Source organism: Candidatus Babeliales bacterium, from assembly GCA_035288105.1.
In the GTDB taxonomy this organism is placed as follows: domain Bacteria; phylum Babelota; class Babeliae; order Babelales; family Vermiphilaceae; genus SOIL31.
Genome location: DATEAY010000006.1, coordinates 1 through 2,018, shown reverse-complemented (window position 1 = coordinate 2,018; position 2,018 = coordinate 1). Strand labels below are relative to the sequence as shown.

The 2,018-nt window shown below is 36.8% G+C and carries 2 protein-coding genes and 1 tRNA gene; 2 read left to right on the top strand and 1 reads right to left on the bottom strand.

Translation table 11 applies throughout. The features are described from left to right. Window positions 1-69 precede the first annotated feature (69 nt). Together VJJ26_00315 and VJJ26_00310 are read left to right on the top strand one after the other, a co-directional pair. A tRNA-Glu gene (locus VJJ26_00315) sits at window positions 70-147 on the top strand. A 723-nt stretch (window positions 148-870) separates the two neighbouring features. Next, window positions 871-996, top strand: coding sequence for a hypothetical protein (locus VJJ26_00310; GenBank protein HLC06603.1), 126 nt, complete (start codon window positions 871-873; stop codon window positions 994-996). 774 nt (window positions 997-1,770) lie between these two features. Here the strand turns inward: VJJ26_00310 and VJJ26_00305 are convergent. Next, window positions 1,771-2,018: hypothetical protein (locus VJJ26_00305; GenBank protein HLC06602.1), on the bottom strand; the 248-nt coding region annotated here is incomplete at its 5' end.

Genomic DNA, 2,018 nt, shown 5'->3' with positions numbered 1-2,018 from the left:
TTTTACCCCAACTTACGCAAAAGCTTCAGTTGGGGACCCCATAAAAGATTAAGATTTTGAAATATATGTGTCCCTATCGTCTAGCCTGGTCTAGGACATCGCCCTTTCACGGCGAAAACAGGGGTTCAAATCCCCTTGGGGATGCCATTGTATACGATCGCCTGAATTGGCGATCAAATCAAATGGCGAAAGCAGCTCCCAATGCAGCTTTTCTCCAACAATCCTTAAGTTCGATAGTACCGTTTGAATAAGAAGTCGTTTTTGAGCAACTTCTGAACTCATAAAAATCTCATAAGCTCTGTCAGCCAGCTTCAGCAGCAGTTCTGCAGTAATATAATAATTAGTTTCTGCTTCTTGTAATTGTTCCAAACGTATCGCAACATCAGTTGCTTTTTCTTTTAGTGTAGTGAAAAACTTGTCATACTGAGCGTCAGTAATACTCCCTTTCAATTTATCCATATAAAGATTATCCATCATAACTGAGAGACTGCTTTGTTCTTTGAGCAATTTTGAGTTTTCTTGTTGATGGAATTCAACTTTATTTTTATGCACTTCAGCAAGAATATTCATAGTGTCTTGCAAAATGTTTTTTGGCATTTGTAAGCTTGCAAAGACCTTGCTCAGTTCATCAGTTATTGTTTCTTCACGGAACCATGTTGCTCCGTGTTTTCCTTTTGATTGTGTGCAATGATAATAAACGTGACCTTTTTGTCGTTCGTGGGTTATCGCAAGATTACAATCGCCGCAACGTAATAAACCGCGATAGATTATATCTTGTTTACCTTTGTAGCGTTGAACTTGTTTACCATGTTTTTTTCTGACTTCTTGTACTTCCTGGAATAGTGCATGGGTGATAATGGGTGGGTAGTTATGTGGATACGTTTTACCGTTGATGGTCATAATACCATGATAGAATGTGTAATTAAACATTTTATCAACGTTGCTGCTCGCCCATGTAACGCCGTAATCAGCATTGATTTTTTTGCAGAGTGTTGAAAACGAGAATGCTCCCGTTGCATAAAGTTCAAAAGCTTTACGTACTACCTGCGAAGCATATTCATCAACAACAATAGTCGTTTTGTCATTGCCTAATGAAATGTTTTTGTATCCGTAGGGTGCTTTTGCAGGCCATTCGCCTTTGCGCAACTTTTGTTCAATAGCACGTTTGACGTTATCACTTATTGCATCGGAATAATATTTTGCAAGACCAAGGCTGATACCAAATTGGAACTTTTCAACGGCAGAAATTTGGCTATTGATGATCTGCCCGTCGGAAATAAAATGCAGCTCAAGTTGATCGTTAAGTGCTTTTTCATAAAGGGTGGAAATGCGTTTGTCGAATGTATTGCGTGATAGTCTATCTACTTTATCACAACAAATAACGACCTTTTCTTTTTGATTGAGTGCATAATCGATAATTGCATCAAATTCAGAGCGGGTATTGGTATAAGCGCTTTCATCAAAGCTACAGGTACGCAATATGGTAAACCCTCTATTGCGGCAATATTGTTCAAGTCTATTAATCTGGGCTGGCAGTGAATTGCCCGCTTCCTTCTGTTCTTCTGTGCTTACTCGAGCTATAAGAATAGCCTTCATCGATAGTTCCTTTGCTTTGTAATGCTGTTGGTGCTTTTATCGATGATAGTGTAACAGAAGGCAAAGGGATTGCTATTAATGTTATGGAATCTTCAGGATGCAATAAAAAAGCCTACGGTTTTTATGCCGTAAGCTTTTTTTCATTAATTGAGAAAAATTGTTTATAGTTTACCGCTAATCAATCCAGATTCTATTTAATTTTTGCTGTTGCTGTTTTTTATTTAAAATGTCTGTTTCAGAACCTTTTATCATATTTTGAATATCTTTTTCCAATTTATGTGGTGCAGCTTGAATTGAGGCTTCCAATAATTCATGTTTTTCTTGTATTTTATCTGCAAGTAATTTTTTAAAAGTCTCATGTAAATTTGTACAATCAAAATCTTCTGCTGCAATAATATTTTTACAAAGTTTATTTTGCATAT